Origin of the sequence: Bradyrhizobium genosp. SA-3, assembly GCF_004212635.1 — a bacterium.
Lineage (GTDB): Bacteria > Pseudomonadota > Alphaproteobacteria > Rhizobiales > Xanthobacteraceae > Bradyrhizobium.
On record NZ_PSRT01000016.1, the window covers coordinates 1 to 19,267 of the forward strand.

Consider the following 19,267-nt stretch of genomic DNA (forward strand, 5'->3'; position numbering starts at 1 on the left):
CGCGGGCGGATATTTGCCTGCCCCAAGGTCAAAAGACAAAATTTGAATCGTGCGTGACCGATGTTGTCAAAATAACCGAGACCGGTTTGAAAATCATGGAGGCTGAAGAGCTTTCGATTGGCGACAAGATCGCGGAAAAATACGCTTGTTGAACTATCGGTTGCGATACCAGTCCGCACGATGATCCCCGCGCGCCCGCCCGCTCTTGTCAGTTGGGAAGAAAAAGGGCCTCCGGTCAATCGGCGGCACCCATCTTCCTTGGAGATGCAGCGGACAGCCCTCGACGAGAAAAGACCCCCTCACTTTTTTCGGGTCGCAAATTCGGCGAAAAAATCGAGGAGAAATTTGACAGGCGTTTCAGGGAGATCTGAGATCGAGTCGTTTTCAAAACGAAATCGAGTCGTTCTTAAAGCGGAAATCGAGTCGTTTTCAAAGTGTCCGCATAATGTGCGAGCGAAGGCTGGTGGGCCCGGCAGGACTCGAACCTGCAACCAGACCGTTATGAGCGGCCGGCTCTAACCATTGAGCTACAGGCCCCGCCGCGAGGCGGCCGCTTCGCGCGGCCGGCAACGGTGCGCGGTTCGTTTACAGGGCCTGAGGCGGGGGTGCAATGCCGGCTCTGGTCAACGGAAATCCGGGGCTGCGCGGCACGCACTGCTCGTCGGATGATCGCTGGATTCGGAATAATCGCATTTTGCCAATGTTTTGCCCGACGAGTCAAATGGCCATGCGGTCATCCGGCCGGTTCCTGCTCTTGCGTTTCTCTAACCCGCTGTGATTGCTCATATCTTCTACTGTGCATGGGGTTGTTTTTGCACTTTTTGTGTTGAGAGGGCCTGTCGGCCCCCTCAAATGCCTCGCCCGGCAGGCGACGCACCCCCGCGACGGGGGACGCCTAGTCCACCGAAACCCCGGCGAACTCGACCACCTTGCGCCACTTCTCCGTCTCGTCGGCGACCAGCTTGCCGAACTCGGCCGGGGTCATCGGCTTGGGGATGCCGCCGGTCTCCGCGAGGCGGGCGACCAGCTTGGGGTCTTTCAGGGCTTCGCCGACGGCCTTGTTGAGGATCTCGATCACCTCGGGCGGCGTGCCCTTCGGCGCGGAGATGCCGTAGAAGCCGACGGATTCGAAGCCCGGCACGGTCTCGGCGATCGCGGGCACGTCGGGCACGCTCGGCCAGCGCTGCGGCGAGGTCACCCCAATCGCGCGGACATTGCCGCCCTTCGCCTGCTCCATGGCGGAGGGCAGGTTGTCGAAGATCAGCTGCACCTTGTTGGAGATGATGTCGGGGAACGCGATGGCGGAGCCGCGATAGGGCACGTGCACCATGTCGCACTTGGTCATCACCTTGAACAGCTCGGCCGACATGTGCACTGAGGTGCCGTTGCCGGACGAGGCGAAGGAGACCTTTCCGGGATTGGCCTTGCAGTAGTCGATGAACTCCTGAACCGTCTTCGCCGGGAACGCGTTGGAGACGACCAGCATGTTGGTGAGCTGCATGATGCTCGCGACCGGCACGGTGTCGCGCAGGAAGTCGAACGGCAGCTTCTTGTAGAGCGAGGTCGAGATCGCGTTGTTGGGCGCGACGAACAGCAGCGTGTAGCCGTCCGGCGGCGAGTTGATCGCGGCGGCGGCCGCGATGTTGCCGCCGGAGCCGGTGCGGTTCTCGACGATGAATTGCTGGCCGAGACGGTCCGACAGCCACTGCGCCATGATCCGCGCCACGATGTCGACCGGGCCGCCGGCGGAAAAGCCGATCAGCCAGTGCACGGGGCGGTCGGGATAGGCGGCGGAGGCGGGAGGTGTGGCGCTGAAAAGACCTAAAAGAACTGCGAGCCCGAAAACACCATTACGCAAAATTCGCAACATGACGCCTCCCATTGTTCTATTGTCGTTGGGGGCATGCTTTCACAAAATCGGGCTGCTGCCTACATCGTCGCAAGTCGGTGTTGACGCAGGCTCGGCGGAAATGACCATGAGATTCGCGACTATCGTTATCACCGCGGCGCTGCTCGCCAGTCCCGCTGCTGCTCAAACCGGAGGCAACGCCATTCCGGCCACGACACTCAGCCTCGGCACTGCGACGCCCGGCGGCGGCTTTCCGCTCTACGGCAACGCCTTCGCAGAGGTGATGAACGCGGCCGATCCGCAAATCACCATCGTCCCGCGCAACACCAAGGGCAGCAACGAGAACATCCCGCTACTGGAGAAAGGCGAGCTTGATCTTGCGTTGGTCGCAGGCGAGCCGGCCTATGAAGCTTTCGCCGGCATCGGCCGCGCGAAGGTAGCGCTGAAGATTCTCACCGCGATCTATTCCAACCCTGGCATGTTCGTGGTGCGGGCGGACAGTCCCTACAAGACCATTCGCGATTTGGTCGGTCAGCCCGTCGCGTTCGGCGCCAAGGGCTCGGGCCTGCCGATCCTGGCGCGCTATGTGCTCGATGGCCTCGGCCTCAAGCAGGACGAGGATTTCAAGGCGGTCTATCTCGACCGCGCCGGCGACGGCCCCGCGATGGTCGAAGACGGCCGCGTCGCCGCGCTGTGGGGCGCGGGCATCGGCTGGCCCGGCTTTGCCGCGGTCGCATCGAGCGCGTCAGGCGCACGCTTCATCGCGCCTGACGCGGAAGAGATCGCGCGCATCCGTGCCAAGCATGCGTTCCTGAAGCCGCTCACCGTGCCGGCCAATAGCTATCCGAAGCAGACAGAGCCGATCGCTTCGCTCGGCTCCTGGAGTTTTGTCCTGACGCGCGAGGATTTGCCGGATGACGTCGCCTATCGCCTCGCGAAGACGCTGCACGGCGCCGAGACGACGTTCTGCAGCAAGCTTGCACAGGCCTGCGAGACGACGGCCGCGAACACAGTCGCGGCCGCGCCGAAGGTGGAACTGATCCATCCGGGCGTGATGAAGTACTTTCGCGAGATCGGGGTGGTGAAATGACGGTCGCAACCACACCCACGCTCGTCATGCCCGGGCTTGTCCCGGGCATCCACGTTCTTCTGTCCACGTGGCGAGACGTGGATGGCCGGGACAAGCCCGAGCATGACGTTTGCGGCTAGCTTGCGTTGCCCGTCACTTCTTCACCAGCGCGCACGCCGGGTCCGGCGGCCCGAACGCCTTGTCGCCGGAGATCGTCGTGAGGATCTTGTAATAGTCCCACGGATATTTGCTCTCCTCCGGCGTCTTCACCTGAACCAGCCAGAGGTCGTGCACCATCAGATTGTCCTCGCGTAGTCGGCCGTTGCGGGCGAAGAAATCCTCGATCGGCTTTTCCCGCATCTTGGCGGCCACTTTAAGCGGATCGTCGGTGCCGGTCTCCTTGATGGCGTTGAGATAGTGCATCACGCTGGAATAGACGCCGGCCTGCCACATCGACGGCATCTTGTTCATCTTGGCGAAATAGCGCTTCGACCATTCGCGGGTCTTGTCGTCCATGTCCCAATAGAACGACGTGGTCAGGAGCAGGCCTTGGGCTGCCTGCAGGCCGAGGCCGTGGATGTCGGTGATCAGCGCCAGCAGCGCCGCCATCTGCTGGCCGCCCTTGAACACGCCGAACTCCGAGCCGGTCTTGATCTCGTTCATGTTGTTGGGGGGACCGGCGGCGATGCCGATGATCTTGGCCTTGGAGGCCTGCGCCTGTAGCACGAAGGAGGAGAGGTCGGGCGTTGCCAGCGGCGGCCGCACCGAGCCCAGCACCTTGCCGCCATTGGCGGTGACGACGGCGGAGGCGTCGCGCTCCAGCGAATGGCCGAAGGCGTAGTCGTCGGTGATGAAGAACCAGCTGTCGCCGCCGCGCTTGACCACCGCATCCGCCGTGCCGACCGCGAGCGCGCGGGTATCGAACACCCATTGGATCGCGTAAGGCGAGCAGAACTTGCCGTGGAAATCCGCGGTGCCGGTGGAGTGGGTGATGAACAGCCGCTTCTTCTCGTTGGCGATGTTCTGCACCGCGAGCCCGACCGCGGAGACCGGCACGTCGACGATCAGATCGACCTGGTCGACGTCGTACCAGCGCCGCGCGATCGCGCCGCCGACATCGGCCTTGAGCTGGTGGTCGCCGATCACGACGCTGATCGGCTTGCCGAGCACGGTGCCGCCGAAATCGTCGATCGCCATCTGCGCCGCCGTCACCGAGCCCTGGCCGGTCGGTGCCGAGGCCGGGCCGTTCATGTCGGTGAGCACGCCGATCTTGACGACGTTGTCCGACACCTGCGCCGACGCCGCACCCGGCAGCAGCGCCGCCAAGGCGGCCGCGACCGGCAGTCCAAATCTGATTGGATTCATGCTTCTCCTCCCCTGATCCGGCTCGTTGGCCGGTGTTGCCCGGGTATGCCCGGCTGAATTGGTTTCTTTTGCAACTATTTGGGGGCGGGCGTCAATGTGCGGGCGTCAATGTCAGGCCGCGAAGCGGATCTGTCCGGCCGGCGAGGGGTCGTAACCGGTCAGCTCCTCGGCGCGCTGCCGCAGCCGCCTTTCGCCGAGCAGCCGGAGCACGGCCTGCATGGCGGGGCGGAAATAGCTGCGCTGCCGCATCGCGAGGTCGAAGTTCTCCCAGACCAGCGGCACGAAATCCAGCCCGGCCGAGCGCGCCGCCGCGCGCGTTGCGATCCCGCAATCGGCCTGGCCGGCGCGGACGATCTCGACGAGGTCCGGGCCGGTCAGAGCTGGCGTCTCAATGCGGCGCAAATCCCGCGTCGAGGCGCCGGCGCGCTTGAGCAGCACGTCGAGCAGCATCTGCGCGCCCGTGCCCTGTGGTCGCATCGCCACCCTGGCGCCGCGTGCGAGCACGTCGGACAGGTCGTGCAGATGCTTGGGATTGCCGTGCGGCAGCATGAGGCCCTGCTCGCGGCGCACGAACGCGACCAGCACCGCATCGTGCAGGTCGGGAGCTGCGCGCAGCGCCTCGACACTGGCATCGCCGGCGAGATTGTCGGCGGCGTCCAAGGCATGGAAGTGCACCGCCGCGGCCATCACTTCGTTGCGCTGCAAGCGCTCGAGCCCGCGCGCGCTGCCCTCGCTCATCGATCCGAGCCCAGAGCCGGATTCGCGCAGGCTCCAAGCCAAGAGCTCGTCCTGGCTGCCGCCGACGACCGGCGGCGGCTCCGCGATCAGCATGCCGGCCGGGCGCGCCAGTCCCGACAGCACCCAGAGATCAAGTTCGTGCCGCGGGAAGAGCCACTTCCCGGTCACCTTGGTGCAGGGGATCGCACCGGTGGTGACGAGTTCGTAAAGCTTGCGTTCGCCGAGCCGAAGATAGTCGGCGGCTTCGCTGGTCGTCAGGAATTCCATCCTGCATTCCTATGCAAATTCTTGCTTCTTTTTGACGTTCGACGCAGGTGGAATTCTGCATTTCAATTCGTGTCCGCGGGAACCATGCCCGATCATCTCGCTGCTTTGCAACACATCCTCGCGCGCGATTTCTGCTTTGGTGAACGATCCCAAAGCGCTCGCGCTTTGCCGAAATTTCCCGAGTGGGAGTGCAAGCAGCAGATGGCGTCACGAGTGCGGCGCAATCGATCATCATCATGATCCCGTCACAGCCAAGGGGAACCCTTATCATGGCCGTCCGCTGCCTTTCCGTTGCATTCGCGCTTCTCTGCGGCCTTGCCGCGGGCGTTGCGGCGTCATCCGCGGAGGAGCGCGGCATCGTGCTCGCCACGACGACGGCGACGCAGGAGTCCGGCCTGCTCGATTATCTGCTGCCGATCTTCCGCGCGAAGACCGGCATCGACGTGACGGTGATCGCGCGGCGCGCCGACGAAGTGCTCGACGGGGCGCGACGGGGCGAGGTCGACGTCGTGCTGATTCATGCGCGGCCGCAGGAGGAGAAATTCGTCGCCGACGGCTTTGGCGTGAAGCGCCTCGACGTGATGTACAACGACTATGTGCTGATCGGGCCGAAGAGTGATCCCGCGGGCGTGAAGGGCAAGGACATCGCGACCGCGCTGAAGGCGATCGAGGCCAAGGGCGCGCCATTCGTGACGCGCGGTGACCGCTCGGGCACCCATGCCGCGGAGCTCGCGCTCTGGATCGTCGCCGGCATCGACATCGCGAGCACCAAGGGCGCCTGGTATCGCGAGGCCGGGCCGGGGATGACGAGGGCCCTCGACGCCGCGCGGGCCGCGAACGCGTATGTGCTGTCGGACCGCGGCAGCTGGATCTCGTTCAGGGATCGCGGCGATCTCGACATCGTCGTCGAAGGCGACAGGCGCCTGCTCAATCAGTACGGCGTGATGCTGGTGAACCCCGAGAAGTTTCCGAACGTGAAGAAAGATCTCGCGCAGACCTTCATCGACTGGCTGACCTCGCCGGAGGGGCAGACGGTGATCGCCGGCTACAAGGTCGACGGGCAGCAGCTGTTCTTTCCCAATTCGGACAGGTCGGGCGGCTGACGTCCGCAGCGCCGGCGGTTGCCAAACCGGGCGATGCATGGTCCATCATGGCGCATGACCCAACGCCTGCCGTCCTCGCTCACGCCGCTCGACACTGCGCTCGCCGCGTTGCTGCGAGGCGTCGATCCTGTCGCGCCGGTGGAGTTGCCGCTGGCGGAAGCGATCGGTTGCATCGCGGTGGGCACTCCGCTGCTTGCCGCCTATCCTCCGCGCGACATTGCCGCCGCAGACGGCTGGGCGCTCTCGGCCAATGATCTCGTCGGTGCGTCTGCGTACTCGCCGCTGCCGCTGGCGATGGCTCCTGCGTGGGTCGATGCCGGTGACGCGATCCCGGAGGGATGCGACTGCGTGCTCGATGCCGGCGCGGTCGAGGTATCAGGTCCGCTGGCCCAGGTGCTGGCAGAGGCCGTGCCGGGGCAGGGCGTCAGGCGCGCCGGAAGCGACGTCGCCGCGCGCACGCCCGCCGGCGCCGAGGGATATCCCGTCGGTGCGGCTGATCTCCTGATCGCGCGCATTGCGGGCCTGGAAAAGCTCAGCGTGCGGCGGCCGCGGCTGCGCATCGTCAATGTGCCGGGCGCAACGACGACGGCGCAGATGATCGCCGAGATCGCGCGCGCGGCGGGGCTGGATGTGGAGACGTATGAGGCCGGCGCAGGCGATGAAGCATCGATTGCCGAGGCGCTCGATGCGTCCTCCTGCGACCTGCTGCTGACCGTCGGCGGCAGTGGCGTCGGCCGCCGGGATGCAGCTGTCGCGGCGCTGGCCCGGCGCGGCGAGGTGCTCGCCCATGGCGTTGCGCTCCAGCCTGGACGGACCGCTGCGGTCGGTCGGCTCGCGCGTGTTCCCGTTGTCGCCTTGCCCGGCTCGCCCGATCATGCGCTCGCGGCCTGGCTCGCGCTCGCGCTGCCGCTCATCGACCGCCTGTCGGCGCGCCGGCCACGCCGACAGGTAAGCTTGCCGCTCGCACGCAAGATCGCATCCGGCGTCGGCATCGCAGAAGTGGCCCTGCTCGCCGAGGAACATCATGCGTGGATGCCGCTTGCCGTGGGTGAATGGCCGCTCCAGGCGATCGCCCGTGGCGATGCATGGCTGCTCGTCCGCGCCAGCCACGAGGGATTTGCGGCGGGCACGCCGGTCGGTGCTTATCTGATGCGGGAATGATATGGGTTCCGGCATGACGATGATTCCGCGATCGCAAGACCGCAGCGCGCTCGAACAGGAGCAGTTCCTCAAGATCCTGTCGCGGGAGGAAGCGCTGGCACGCTTCGAGGCGGCGCTGTTCCCACGGTCGATTCCGAGTGCAGCGTGCAAGCTCGCCGATGCACTCGGTGCGGCGCTCGCCGAAGACGTCACGGCACCGATCGACGTTCCGCCGTTCGACCGCTCCAATGTCGACGGCTTTGCGGTCCGCTCAGCCGATGTCGTGGCGGCGGGGGAAGGTGCACCCGTTCGTCTCGCCCTGAGCCATGAAACCATCCACTGCGGCACAGCCCCGACGCTGCAAGTGGCGGCGGGATCCGCAACGGCGATCGCTACGGGCGGTCCGCTGCCACGCGGGGCCGACGCTGTCGTCATGGTCGAGCACACCCAGCCGGCAGGGGCGGATGCGATCGAGGTTCGTCGTGCCACGTCTCCCGGGCAATTCGTCTCCTATGCCGGATCCGACATCGCGCGCGGCGAAGCGCTGCTGCGTGCGGGGACGATCATCGGCTCGCGCGAGATCGGCATGCTGGCCGCTTGCGGCATCGCCGAGGTGAATGTCGCGCGCAGGCCGCTTGTGGCCGTGATCTCCACCGGCGACGAATTGGTGCAGCCCGGCGAGGGGCTCGCGCCCGCCGAGATCTACGACACCAATGGTGCGATCGTCGCTGCTGCGATCGACGAGAACGGCGGCGAGGCGGTCTTCCTCGGCGCCATTCCCGACGATGAAGCCAAGCTCGAAGCCGCCATGCGCCGCGCGCTGGCGGATGCCGACATGCTGGTGCTGTCGGGCGGCACGTCGAAAGGCGCGGGCGACCTGTCCCACCGCATCATCGACCGGCTCGGCCAGCCCGGCATCGTCGCGCATGGCGTTGCGCTCAAGCCCGGCAAGCCGTTGTGCCTTGCGGTCTGCGACGGCAAGCCGGTGGTGATCCTGCCGGGCTTTCCGACCTCGGCGATGTTCACCTTCCATGACATGATCGTGCCGGTGCTGCGCAGGATGGCCGGACTGCCGCCGCGCTCCGATGCCAAGGTCAGCGCGACCGTGCCGGTGCGCATCGCCTCCGAGCTTGGCCGCACCGAATTCGTCATGGTCTCGCTGGTCGAGGGCAGGGATGGCTTGATCGCCTATCCCTCCGGCAAGGGGTCCGGTGCGATCACGTCATTCGCGCAGGCCGATGGCTTTCTGCGTATCGACGCGCTCGCCGACCAGATGCCGGCGGGGACCGAGGCCGAGGTGACGCTGTTCACGCCTCATGTGCGCGTGCCCGATCTCGTCATCGTCGGCAGCCATTGCACCGGCCTCGATCTCGTCACGGCACAGCTCGCGCATGCTGGCCTGACCGTGCGCTCGATCGCGGTCGGCAGCCTCGGCGGGCTCGCGGCGGCGCGGCGCGGGGAATGCGATCTCGCGCCGATCCATCTGTTCGACGACAAAAGCGAGACCTACAACACGCCCTATCTCGTCGAGGGGCTCGAGCTCGTTCCAGGCTGGCGGCGGATGCAGGGCATCGTCTTCCGCAAGGGCGACAAGCGTTTCGAAGGCCTCAGTGCAAAGGACGCCGTCGCGGCTGCGCTCACTGAGCCCGCCTGCATCATGGTCAACCGCAACCAGGGCGCCGGCACGCGCATCCTGATCGACCGGCTGCTCGGCGGCGTGCGTCCGGAAGGTTATTGGAACCAGCCGCGCTCGCACAATGCGGTGGCCGCGGCCGTGGCGCAGCACCGCGCCGACTGGGGCATGACCATTGCGCCGGTCGCCCATGCGGTCGGCCTCGGTTTCATTCCGCTCGCGGAGGAGCATTATGATTTCGCGCTGGTGACGGCGCGCAAAGACCGGCCGGCAGTGCAGGCCTTTCTCGACGCACTCGGCTCGGACGCCGCGCGCGCGGAACTCGAGCGCGCGGGCTTCCGGCCCGCGTAGATACCAGCTGGGTCTACGGCTACGACGCCTGGTCGGTGCCGCTGGCGGCCTGAGCGGTGCGCTCGCGTTCCTCGGCTTCGGCGAGCGCACGCTGCGCTGCGGGCGGCAGCGGCTTCGGGTCCGGCGGGACCTCGACGATGTCAGGCTTGCTCAGCTGTTTCGTGCGATCGATCGCGTCCGAGAGATCGAACGCGAAATCGACGACGTCGAATACGGCATTCAAGAGCGAGTCGGCCATGGCTCATCCGGGGCAACGTCCCGATCCTTGGTCGCTCCCTTGCCCGGTCCGGTTCAACGATCCATGAATGCGGATGGCGGCCGCCAGCTAAGATGCATCATCGAGCGCCGCCAGCCGCTCGGCCTCGACGATGTCCTCGACGGTATTGGCATTGAAGAACGGGTCGAGCGGCTCGGTCGGCCACGTCACCGTCGCCAGCGGATAGCGCGCGGTCCAGCGGTCGATCTTGCGTAGATCCTCGACGACGAGTGCGTGGCGGAGCTCCTCACGCAGGTCCACGCGCCACAGCCCGATCACCGGATGCGACTGATCGCCCGATGCGGCGACCGCGAGCTGCGCGTTCTCGCGCGCTCGCGCCTCATGTAGGCGGGCGACCAGATCGCGCGGCAGGAAGGGACAGTCGCCGGCGGCGCTGAGCACCCACTCTATCTCCGGCCGGTTAGCCGCGGCCCAGTCGAGCGCGGCGAGGATGCCGGCGAGCGGGCCGGGAAAGCCGGGCACGTCGTCGGCGACCACCTGCAAACCGAATGCGGCGAAGCGTGCGGGATCGCCGTTGGCATTGAGGATCAGTCCGCTGCATTGGGGTGAAAGCCGCGCGATCACACGCTCCAGGATGGTGCGGCCGCCGATGCTGCGCATCGGCTTGTCGCCCCCGCCCATGCGGCGGGCGAGACCGCCGGCGAGTAGCACGCCAAGAGTCGGCGGAATGCTCGTGGCCGGAAAACTAGTCGTCACCACCTTCACCCTTGCGCTTGTGCTTGGCCGATTCCTCCTCGACGTAAGCGAGGTTCTGGTCGTAGACGATGCGGTCTTCGCCCGCGAGCGCGATGAAGCGCTTTCCACGCGTGCGCCCGATCAGCGTCAGCCCGACCTGCCTTGCGAGATCGACGCCCCAGGCGGTGAAGCCGGAGCGCGACACCAGAATCGGAATGCCCATGCGCACAGTCTTGATCACCATCTCCGAGGTGAGGCGTCCCGTGGTGTAGAGGATCTTGTCGCCAGGCTCGACGCCGTGGCGGTACATCCAGCCCGCGATCTTGTCGACCGCGTTGTGGCGGCCGACGTCCTCGGTGTAGCAGAGCGGGGTGCCCTCCTTGCACAGCACGCAGCCATGGATCGCGCCGGCCTCCAGATAGAGCGAGGGCATCGTGTTGATGGTCTGGGTCATCTGGTAGAGCCAGGAGGTGCGCAGCTCCGCCTTCGGCAGTGCGACGCTCTCGACCGCTTCCAGCAGGTCGCCGAAGGCGGTGCCCTGTGCGCAGCCCGAGGTCTGCGTGCGCTTCTTCAGCTTGGCCTCGAAATTGGTGTGGTGCGTGGTGCGCACCACGACCACCTGGAGGTCGTCGTCGTATTCGACCTCGGTGACCGCGTCATTATATTTCAGCATGTTCTGGTTCAGCAGGTAACCGAGCGCCAGATATTCCGGATAGTCGCCGATCGTCATCATGGTGACGATCTCCTGCGAATTCAGGTAGAGCGTCAGCGGCCGCTCCATCGGCACCTTGATCTCGACCCTGGCGCCGGTCTGGTCGGTCCCGGTCACGCTTTGGGTCAGGCGCGGGTCGTCCGTGTCAGGGACGATCAGGGGCACCGGGGTCTTGTCGATCTTCATCATGGTTGCGACGTTAGCATGACATTCGGGTCAAGCCGATATAAGCATGGCGGGGAGACAACGAAATGCCGCCGTCGTCATTGCGAGCCAACGGGTCCGCGCGAAGCGCGGCCCGATGACAGGGTCCGCGAAGCAATCCAGGAATGCACCCGCGGCGACAGTCTGGATTGCTTCGCTCCGCTCGCAATGACGGGGAGGGGACGGTGGTTCCATCAAGGACCAGGTTGCTCGCGGAGACGGAGCTGGAATGAAAGTCATCGGCCTTGCAGGCTGGAGTGGGGCGGGCAAGACCACGCTGTTGACGCGGCTGATCCCGCATTTCAACGCGCAAGGCCTGCGCGTTTCCGTGATCAAGCATGCGCATCACCAGTTCGACGTCGACGTGCCCGGCAAGGATTCCTGGCGCCATCGCGAGGCCGGCGCGGCTGAGGTGCTGGTTTCGTCGGCGAACCGCTGGGCCCTGATGCACGAATTGCGCGGCGCGGCGGAGCCGCGGCTGCCGGAACTCTTGGGCAAGCTGTCCGCGGTCGATCTGGTCGTGGTCGAAGGTTTTAAGCGCGAGCCACATCGCAAGATCGAGGTGCATCGCGGCGCCAATGGCAAGCCACTGCTGTTTCCAGACGATCCCGGCATTGCCGGCATTGTCGCCGACGTCGCGGTTGACACCCGGCTGCCGACTGTCCATCTCGACGATATTCCGGCCGCGGCGGCATTGTTGCTGCGCGCGGCGATGCCGGTCGAGGAAGCGGTGGCGAAAAGCGCCGCGATGCGCTGACGAGGCACCATGGCGCAACTATCGGACGATTGCTTTGCCTTCGGCGGCCCGATGATGTCGGTGGACGAGGCCGTTGGCTTGATCACCACGCGCGTCAATGCGATCACTGATCTCGAAACGGTTGCGCTCGTTGACGCGGACGGGCGCGTACTGGAGCGCGATATCGCAGCGCCTTTGCCGCTGCCGCCCTTCACCAACTCGGCCGTCGATGGTTACGCCGTCCGCAACGCGGATCTTCCGCAAAGCACGGAGCAGGCGCTGCCGCTCGACGGCCGCATCCAGGCCGGCGGTCTTGCGCAGGCGCCGATCAAGCCCGGCCACGCCGCGCGCATCTTCACGGGCGCGCCGCTGCCGCCGGATGCCGAAACGGTCTTCATGCAGGAAGATGTCCGCATCGATAAGTCCGGCAAGGTGGTGCTGCCGCCGGGACTGAAGCCGGGTGCCAATGTCCGCCCTGCGGGCGAGGACATTCCCGAAGGGTACGTCGCGCTGCGCGCCGGCCAGCGCTTGCGGCCGCAGCACGTTGCCCTCGCCGCCGCTTTCGGCCTGAGCAGCCTCGATGTCGTCAGGCGCATCCGTGTCGCGGTGTTCTCGACCGGTGACGAACTGGCCTCGCCCGGCGAGCCGCGCGCAGCCTCGCAACTGTTCGATTCCAACCGCTTCATGCTGATGGCGATGCTGCGCCGGCTCGGCTGCGAGGTCAGCGATCTCGGTATCTTGCGCGACGAACGGACGTCGCTTGCGAACGGCCTGAAGCAGGTCGCAGGCAGCCATGACCTGATCCTCACCACCGGTGGCGTCTCGACCGGGGAGGAGGATCACGTCAAGGCGGCGGTCGAGAGCATCGGCTCGCTGGTGCTGTGGCGGATGGCGATCAAGCCCGGCCGTCCCGTGGCGATGGGCATCATCGACGGCACGCCGCTGATCGGATTGCCCGGCAATCCCGTTGCGAGCTTCGTCACCTTCGTCCATGTGGTGCGGCCGACGGTGCTGGCGCTCGCCGGCAGCCTGCCGGAGCCGCTGACTTCGATCCCTGTACGCGCCGCGTTCACTTACAAGAAGAAGGCGGGCCGGCGCGAATATGTTCGCGTCTCCTTGCGGCGCGGAGAGGACGGCATGCTCGAGGCGATCAAGTTCCCGCGGGAAGGCGCTGGGCTGTTGTCGTCGCTGATCGAGACCGACGGCTTGGTCGAACTCGCCGAAAGCGTCACGGGCGTCGAGCCGGGGCACAGCGTAGGTTTCCTACCCTACGCCGTTCTGCGCTGACGCGGTTGCGTTGACGCCATCGCCTCATCCCGCCATGTTGCGCCCATGACCCGAACGACGCTCGATCTCACCGGGCTGAAATGCCCGTTACCTGCTCTGAAGACGCGCAAGGCGCTAAAGCCGTTGCAGCCTGGCGATCAACTCGAAGTGCACTGCACCGATCCCTTGTCGGTGATTGACATTCCGAATCTGATTCGCGAGACCGGCGACAAGGTCGAGATCACCGAGCGCAACGAGGCGCGCATCGTATTCCTGGTCGAAAAGAGCGACGCCCCGTAGAAAGGCGAATGTTCACGGCGGCGACGTTTGACTATGCTGCGCCTGCGGGGGACGGCCGAAGCTTCGCTGCAGTGCGAAAGGCGCCGAATATTGCGGTGGATGATCTCAAACCTAAGACATCGGGCATGACTTTCTCAACGCCGAGGGCAAGCGCAGCCGCGAGTCCCGCGGTGGGCCGCGAGCCTGCCGTCAAGCTCGGCAAGACGGCTGCAGGGCCGGAGTTCGGCGCGCTGGCCCAGGCCTCCATCCTGATCGTCGACGACGAGCCGGGCATGCGCAATTTCCTGGTGCGCACGCTTGCGCCGCGCTGCAAGTTGGTGGACGAGGCAGCCGATACCGACCAGGCCTCGCGCAAGCTCGATTCCAACCGCTACGACGTCGTCATTCTCGATAACATCATGCCAGGCAAGAATGGCGTCGATTGGCTCGCCGAGCAGCGCGCCGTCGGCTTTTTCGCCGACGCCATCCTCATCACCGCCTATGCCGACCTCGACACCGCGATCCAGGCCCTGCGCGCCGGTGCGGCCGATTTCGTGCTCAAGCCGTTCCGCTCCAACCAGATCCTCAACGCGGTGGCACGATGCCTCGACCGTGTCCGCCTCCAGCGCGAGAACTATGTCCTGCGCTATGCTCTGCGTGCCTCGTCCGACCGCACCTTTCTGCGCGACAATCTGATTGGACAATCGGCAGCGACGCTGCGCGTACGCGAGACCATCGCGCGGGTCGCGCGCCTGCCGACCTCGGTTCTCCTCACCGGCGAATCCGGCACCGGCAAGGAAGTGGCAGCGCGCTCGATCCACTCGCTGTCCGACCGCGCCGACAAGCCCTTCGTGCCCGTGAATTGCGCGGCGATCCCGCCCGAGATGATCGAGGCCGAGCTGTTCGGACACATCAAGGGCGCCTTCACCGGCGCCGATTCGGGGCGCGAGGGCTTATTCCTGTATGCGCATGGCGGCACGCTGTTCCTCGACGAGATCGGGGAGCTGCCGCTGCCGATGCAGAGCAAGCTGCTCCGCGTGCTCGAAGACCGCCGCGTCCGTCCGGTTGGCTCCGAGCGTGAAGTTCCGGTCGACCTTCGCTTCATCTTCGCAACCAATGCCGAGCTTCAGAAGGAGGTCGAGAAGGGCCGTTTCCGAGCCGATCTGTTCTACCGGCTCAACGTGATGCAGATCCGCCTGCCGCTCCTGAAGGATCGCGGCGATGACGTGCAGGAGCTTGCCGCCATCTTCATGAGCAAGCTGTCGGCTCAGCTCGGCATGCCGCCGGTGCCGATCGACGCCTCGGTGCGGGCGGCGCTCGCAAGCTATGACTGGCCGGGCAATGTGCGCGAGCTGCGCAATTTGATCGAGCGCACGCTGATCCTCGGCGCCTTCCCCGACGATTTCGCCGGTCCCCGCAACAACGGTCAGTCGGCGCCTGCCGACAGTCTCGCGGAGCTCGAGCGCCGTCACATTCTCGGCGTGCTGAAGGAGGTCAATGGCAATCGCGAGGAGGCGGCGCGTCGCCTCGGTATCTCGCGCAAGACCATCGACCGCAAATGCGCGTTGTGGGATGTCTGATGCTGCCGGCCGCAGCGGCGAGCCCGTGCGGGGACGCTCCGTCCGCTTCCGGCTGCTCGCCATCGCGCTGCTGCCGATGCTGGTCATCCTGCCGCTCCTGCTCGGCGTTGCGATCTATCGCTGGAACGCGAAATTCGACGCGACCCTGATCTCCAAGGTCAACGGCGATCTCACCATCGCCCACCAATATCTCGCCCGCATCCTGGAAAAGACCGGCGTCCAGCTCCGGGCGCTCAGCCTGTCGGCCCGCTTCCACGAGGTGCTGGCGCCGGATGCGCGCGGCTCCCTGCAGGATCTGCTCGACGAGACCCGCAAGGAAATCGGTCTCGATTTCCTGTATCTGACCAACGGTCGCGGCGACGTCCTGGCCTCATCGCCGCCGCTGCAGCATCGACCGAGAAGTGACTGGCCGATCATCATGTCGGCGCTGTCGGGCCAGGTCCCTGCGACGGGCGTCGACATTTTCGGCAATGACGAGCTCGCCGCAATTTCGCCGGCCCTGGCTGAGCGCGCGCGATTGGACCTCGTGCCGACCCCGAACGCGGTGCCGACCGACCGCAACACGGAGACGCGCGGCATGGTCGTGCATGCGGCGAGCCGGGCGGTGCTACCTGACGGTGGCGCCGCTGCGCTGGTCGGCGGCACGCTGCTCAACCAGAATCTCGAATTCATCGACACGATCAACGATCTCGTCTATCGCGCGGCGAGCCTGCCGGAGGGCAGCCAGGGCACTGCGACGCTGTTCCTGGACGACGTGCGGATATCGACCAACGTCCGTCTGTTCGAGGGACGGCGCGCGCTCGGCACGCGCGTGTCGGCGGCGGTGCGCTCCGCCGTGCTGGGCGAGGGGCGGACCTGGCTCGACAGCGCCTTCGTGGTCAATGACTGGTATATCTCCGCCTACGAGCCGCTGGTCGACAGTTATGGCAAGCGGGTCGGCATGCTCTATGTCGGCTTTCTGGAGAAGCCGTTCAGCGAAGCCAAATACCAGACATTGATAATCATCATCGCAGCGTTCATCGCGATCACCGCAGCGACCGTACCAATCTTCCTGCGCTGGGCGAGCTCCATCTTCATGCCGCTGGAGCGCGTCACAGCGACGATCGCCGAGGTGGAGCGCGGGAACCTCTCCGCCCGCACCAAGATGCCGGTGTTGGGTGACGAGATCGGCCGCGTCGCGGTTCATCTCGACAGCCTGCTCGACCAGATCCAGGAACGCGACCGACAGCTCCGGGAGTGGAATGAGGAACTGAACGTCCGCGTGCGGGAGCGCACCCGGGACCTCGAGCACGCCAATCTTAAGCTCGAGGCAACCACCAAGCAGCTCATTATGTCCGAGAAGCTGGCTGCGATCGGCGAGATCACCGCCGGCGTTGCGCACGAGATCAACAATCCGATCGCGGTGATGCAGGGCAATCTCGACGTCATCCGCAGCGTGTTCGGGGCCGATGCCGACAAGGCGAAGGTCGAGTTTCGCCTGCTCGACGAGCAGATTCACCGCATTAGCCAGATCGTGACCAAGCTGTTGCAGTTTGCAAGGCCGGAGGAATATGCCGGCTATGTCGAGCGCCATGCGCCGGCGAGCGTCATCTCCGACTGTCTGCCGTTGGTGCAGCATCTTCTGAACAAGACCGAGATCGCCGTGGTCAGGGACGACCGCGCCAACCGGCTCGTGCTGATGAACCGCAACGAGCTGCAGCAGGTCCTGGTCAATCTCATCGTCAACGCGATCCACGCCATGCCGGAAGGCGGAACCCTGACGCTCCGCTCCTTCGATGCCGAGCGCGACGGCCATCAAGGCGTCGCCATCGAGGTCGCCGACACCGGCATCGGCATGAGCGCCGAGGTGATCGAAAAGATATTCGACCCCTTCTACACCACGAAACGGCGGCAAGGCACCGGACTCGGCCTCTCCATCAGCCAGACGCTGATCAAGCGCCAGGGCGGACAGATCACGGCCGAAAGCCGCGTCGGTTCCGGGAGTACATTCACGGTGTGGCTGCCGGAAGCGACCTGATTGGACATTTTGTCCGAGGATCTCGGGACATTCTGTCCGGCGCAGCACATTGCGCTGCGGGAAGTCGTTGAATTGTCACGATGCGACTTCTGGCACGTACGTTGCTCATGTCAGGACAGGGTGTTGAGGGGGATGAGGGCGCGATAGCCGTCACAGCAACGCTGCTTGCGAGGCGAAGGGACATCACCCGCAACCAACTACTTGCTCGGCGCACATGACGAATACGCACCAGACGATTCCGCTTCGGCATGAAGTCCGACCTGTCATGCGCGGCTGCCAAGCTCGCACGACCGGTCTCAAACCGATGTGCCGGCAAGGCCGCGCTTGGGAGGTAATGCTTATGACGACTGCCGATACCGTTCTTGCACCAGTTGGTGCTTCCGGCTTCCTCGATCGTGAACGCACGATCGCGACTGCCGGCTTCAATCGCTGGCTGGTGCCGCCGGCCGCGCTGTGCATCCATTTGTGCATCGGCATGGCCTATGGCTTCTCGGTGTTCTGGCTGCCGCTCTCGCGCGCGATCGGGTTGACCGCACCGAAAGCCTGCCCGGATATGTCGCTGTGGCAAGAGCTCTTCACCACCACCTGCGACTGGAAGGTCGCGAGCCTGGGGTGGATGTACACGCTGTTCTTTGTCTTGCTCGGCGTCTCCGCCGCGATCTGGGGCGGCTGGCTCGAGCGCGCCGGTCCGCGCAAGGCGGGCGTCGTCGCCGCCTGCTGTTGGGGCGGTGGTCTTCTGATCGGTGCTTTCGGCGTCTACGTGCACCAGCTCTGGATCATGTGGCTCGGCGCCGGCGTGATCGGTGGCGTGGGACTTGGGCTCGGCTACATTTCCCCCGTGTCGACCTTGATCAAATGGTTTCCGGATCGTCGCGGCATGGCGACCGGCATGGCCATCATGGGATTCGGCGGCGGTGCCATGATTGGAGCGCCTTTCGCCAATCTCTTGATCAACTATTTCAAGACACCCACTTCGGTCGGCGTCTGGGAGACCTTCGTCACGATGGGGGTGGTCTACTTCGTCTTCATGATGATCGGCGCCTTCGCCTATCGCGTGACGCCGGCCGGCTGGCAGCCCGAAGGCTGGACCCCGCCGAGCGAGAAGAAGTCGATGATCACCGAGCACCATGTGCACCTCGACAACGCGCACAAGACGCCGCAGTTCTGGCTGATCTGGTGGGTGCTCTGCTTGAACGTCTCGGCGGGTATCGGCGTGATCGGCATGGCCTCGCCGATGCTCCAGGAGATCTTCGCCGGCAAGCTGATCGGGCATCCGGAGCTGACGTTCGGCCAGCTTTCGGTTGAACAGAAAGCCGCGATCGCTGCGATCGCCGCCGGCTTCGCCGGTCTGTTGTCATTGTTCAACATCGGCGGCCGGTTCTTCTGGGCGTCGATGTCGGACCTCATGGGCCGCAAGAACACCTATTACACATTCTTCATCCTCGGCATCGCTCTCTACGCGCTGGCGCCGACCTTCGCAGCGATGGGCTCGAAGCTGCTCTTTGTGCTCGGCTTCGGCATCATCCTGTCGATGTATGGCGGCGGCTTCGCGACCGTGCCGGCCTATCTCGCCGACATGTTCGGCACGCAGTTCGTCGGCGCCATTCACGGCCGGCTGCTGACGGCGTGGTCGACCGCCGGCATCATCGGCCCGGTCGTGGTGAACTACATTCGCGAGTTCCAGCTCGCGGCGGGCGTTCCGCGCGACCAGCTCTACAACACCACTATGTACATCCTCTGCGCCATGCTGATCGCGGGCCTGATCTGCAACTACCTGATCAAGCCGGTCGATCCGAAGTGGAACATGAGCGAGGAGGAGGTTGCCAAGCTTCAGGCTGCAAGTGCCAAGACCCAAGCCGGCATCCGGTATGGCTCCTTCGGCATCGGCAAGGGCGGTTTGGATGCCAGGGCCGCGCTGTTCTGGGCCTTCGTCGGTGTTCCCTTGGCATGGGGTGTGTACAAGACGCTCGAAAGCGCGGTGAAGATCTTCTGATCGCGCGGGCCCC

At 65.3% G+C, this 19,267-nt stretch carries 16 protein-coding genes and 1 tRNA gene; 10 read left to right on the forward strand and 7 right to left on the reverse strand.

Annotation, left to right across the window (positions count from 1 at the left end):
* Positions 1-461: 461 nt before the first annotated feature.
* Together CWO91_RS07380 and CWO91_RS07385 are read right to left on the reverse strand one after the other, a co-directional pair.
* A tRNA-Ile gene (locus tag CWO91_RS07380) sits at positions 462-537 on the reverse strand.
* Between the two features lie 358 nt (positions 538-895).
* Positions 896-1,870 carry a Bug family tripartite tricarboxylate transporter substrate binding protein gene (locus CWO91_RS07385; RefSeq protein WP_128956408.1) on the reverse strand — a complete coding sequence of 325 codons (975 nt, stop codon included), beginning with the start codon at positions 1,868-1,870 and terminating at the stop codon, positions 896-898.
* Between the two features lie 106 nt (positions 1,871-1,976).
* Between CWO91_RS07385 and CWO91_RS07390 the strand changes: the two genes are divergently transcribed.
* Positions 1,977-2,939 (forward strand): TAXI family TRAP transporter solute-binding subunit, encoded by a 963-nt coding sequence (locus CWO91_RS07390; protein WP_130212877.1) that lies wholly within the window; start codon positions 1,977-1,979, stop codon positions 2,937-2,939.
* A 132-nt stretch (positions 2,940-3,071) separates the two neighbouring features.
* Here CWO91_RS07390 and CWO91_RS07395 read toward each other — a convergent pair whose 3' ends face one another.
* Both CWO91_RS07395 and CWO91_RS07400 read right to left on the reverse strand, forming a co-directional pair.
* On the reverse strand, positions 3,072-4,283 hold the full coding sequence (locus tag CWO91_RS07395) for an ABC transporter substrate-binding protein (protein WP_130212878.1): 1,212 nt from the start codon (positions 4,281-4,283) through the stop codon (positions 3,072-3,074).
* 111 nt (positions 4,284-4,394) lie between these two features.
* A complete protein-coding gene (locus CWO91_RS07400; protein ID WP_130212879.1) occupies positions 4,395-5,288 on the reverse strand; it encodes a helix-turn-helix transcriptional regulator in 894 nt (297 codons plus the stop codon).
* Between the two features lie 269 nt (positions 5,289-5,557).
* Between CWO91_RS07400 and CWO91_RS07405 the strand changes: the two genes are divergently transcribed.
* The 3 genes from CWO91_RS07405 to CWO91_RS07415 are packed head-to-tail and all read left to right on the forward strand — an operon-like array spanning position 5,558 to position 9,515.
* A complete protein-coding gene (locus CWO91_RS07405; protein WP_130212880.1) occupies positions 5,558-6,391 on the forward strand; it encodes a substrate-binding domain-containing protein in 834 nt (277 codons plus the stop codon).
* Between the two features lie 54 nt (positions 6,392-6,445).
* A complete protein-coding gene (locus tag CWO91_RS07410) occupies positions 6,446-7,552 on the forward strand; it encodes a molybdopterin-binding protein (RefSeq protein WP_130212881.1) in 1,107 nt (368 codons plus the stop codon).
* Between the two features lie 13 nt (positions 7,553-7,565).
* Positions 7,566-9,515 carry a molybdopterin biosynthesis protein gene (locus CWO91_RS07415; protein WP_165405286.1) on the forward strand — a complete coding sequence of 650 codons (1,950 nt, stop codon included), beginning with the start codon at positions 7,566-7,568 and terminating at the stop codon, positions 9,513-9,515.
* Positions 9,516-9,534: 19 nt separating this feature from the next.
* Here the strand turns inward: CWO91_RS07415 and CWO91_RS07420 are convergent, their stop codons facing one another.
* The 3 genes from CWO91_RS07420 to CWO91_RS07430 form a co-directional block, all read right to left on the reverse strand.
* The gene (locus tag CWO91_RS07420) at positions 9,535-9,753 is read right to left on the reverse strand and encodes a hypothetical protein (RefSeq protein WP_130212883.1); all 219 of its coding nucleotides are present in this window, start codon (positions 9,751-9,753) and stop codon (positions 9,535-9,537) included.
* 87 nt (positions 9,754-9,840) lie between these two features.
* Positions 9,841-10,491, reverse strand: coding sequence for a molybdenum cofactor guanylyltransferase MobA (gene mobA / locus CWO91_RS07425; RefSeq protein ID WP_130212936.1), 651 nt, complete (start codon positions 10,489-10,491; stop codon positions 9,841-9,843).
* On the reverse strand, positions 10,478-11,368 hold the full coding sequence (locus CWO91_RS07430; protein ID WP_130212884.1) for a formate dehydrogenase accessory sulfurtransferase FdhD: 891 nt from the start codon (positions 11,366-11,368) through the stop codon (positions 10,478-10,480). The genes mobA and CWO91_RS07430 overlap by 14 nt, the downstream gene beginning before the upstream one ends.
* A 244-nt stretch (positions 11,369-11,612) precedes the next feature.
* Between CWO91_RS07430 and mobB the strand changes: the two genes are divergently transcribed.
* From mobB to CWO91_RS07460, 6 genes are all read left to right on the forward strand, one after another.
* On the forward strand, positions 11,613-12,140 hold the full coding sequence (gene mobB, locus CWO91_RS07435; protein ID WP_130212885.1) for a molybdopterin-guanine dinucleotide biosynthesis protein B: 528 nt from the start codon (positions 11,613-11,615) through the stop codon (positions 12,138-12,140).
* Positions 12,141-12,149: 9 nt separating this feature from the next.
* Entirely contained in the window at positions 12,150-13,406 is a 1,257-nt protein-coding gene (locus CWO91_RS07440) for a molybdopterin molybdotransferase MoeA (RefSeq protein ID WP_130212886.1), read from the forward strand.
* Between the two features lie 45 nt (positions 13,407-13,451).
* Entirely contained in the window at positions 13,452-13,685 is a 234-nt protein-coding gene (locus CWO91_RS07445) for a sulfurtransferase TusA family protein (protein WP_028142272.1), read from the forward strand.
* Between the two features lie 125 nt (positions 13,686-13,810).
* On the forward strand, positions 13,811-15,244 hold the full coding sequence (locus CWO91_RS07450) for a sigma-54-dependent transcriptional regulator (protein ID WP_091884263.1): 1,434 nt from the start codon (positions 13,811-13,813) through the stop codon (positions 15,242-15,244).
* Positions 15,237-17,261: a sensor histidine kinase gene (locus CWO91_RS07455; RefSeq protein ID WP_130212887.1), complete on the forward strand. Its 2,025-nt coding sequence runs from the start codon at positions 15,237-15,239 to the stop codon at positions 17,259-17,261. The genes CWO91_RS07450 and CWO91_RS07455 overlap by 8 nt, the downstream gene beginning before the upstream one ends.
* Before the next feature lie 340 nt (positions 17,262-17,601).
* Positions 17,602-19,254 carry an OFA family MFS transporter gene (locus CWO91_RS07460; RefSeq protein WP_130212888.1) on the forward strand — a complete coding sequence of 551 codons (1,653 nt, stop codon included), beginning with the start codon at positions 17,602-17,604 and terminating at the stop codon, positions 19,252-19,254.
* The last annotated feature ends 13 nt before the right edge of the window (positions 19,255-19,267 follow it).